The 963-nt window shown below is 40.9% G+C and carries 1 protein-coding gene; it reads right to left on the reverse strand.

Going from position 1 to position 963, the window contains the following annotated elements:
• A partial coding sequence (locus AC5SLP_RS14395) for a methyl-accepting chemotaxis protein (RefSeq protein ID WP_495255857.1) occupies window positions 1-963 on the reverse strand: 963 nt, incomplete at its 5' end.

The following is a 963-nucleotide window of genomic DNA, read 5'->3' on the forward strand; positions in this document are numbered from 1 at the left end:
TCACGTTCTAAATTCAGAGAGCTTGAGATTCAAAGTTTCGGTCATACGACTAAGATGTTCAGCTGCACTAGCGATTTCCTCAACACTCCTAGCATTTTGACTTGAAATGTCATTGATTTGGCTCACATTGGTAATCATTGTTTCAATATCAGAACCCGTTTTGAGATAATTCTCAGCGGTCTTATCCGATACCTGTGTGGCATTTCCCATAACCGCAAACATATTGTTAATCTTTGTTTCGACACTACTTGCGGTAGTCGCTAAAGATTCCACTTTTTTAGAATTGAGTGTCATTTGATCGCTACTATCAACAATCGATTGAACAATAACATTAATTGTTGCATTGATCTCTTGAAGACTTTTTTGTGTACGTTCTGCTAACTTTCTCACTTCATCCGCAACTACGGCAAATCCTCGACCATGCTCACCCGCACGTGCTGCTTCAATGGCGGCATTGAGTGCAAGTAAATTGGTTTGATCTGCGATATCACCAATGACAACTAAAATTTCTTTGACTTGTTCGGCATCGTGACTGAGTTGTTGAATTTTATGCGCCAATTCAATTTCCGTGGCGGCACTGCTTTGAATGTCTTTGGTAAGAGCTAAAATAGCACTGTTGGCATCACTTAAGAACTCGTTAGCTTTTACCAACTCTGTTTTTCCCTCTTTGGCCTCTTGCATGCCTTGTGCCATCTCTGATTTAAGCAAGGCTGCTTTTGAGGTTGTATTGCCAACGATTTGCATAGAAGTTTCTACCGCACGTCCAACTTCAAGCGACGTAGAAGAGAGTTCATGCGAAATAGAGGAGTTTTCGTTGGAGAGGTTTTTAGCTTCACTGATTAAGATGCGTACTTTTTCAATAAAGCGGTTGATGCTGTTACTCGCTTGCGCAATTTCATCATTGCCAATAACATCCAATTTTCGTGTTAAGTCCCCATCTCCGCTTGAAAGATTATCGGCTCT

The sequence above is a fragment of the Sulfurospirillum sp. E15m genome (assembly GCF_059415145.1).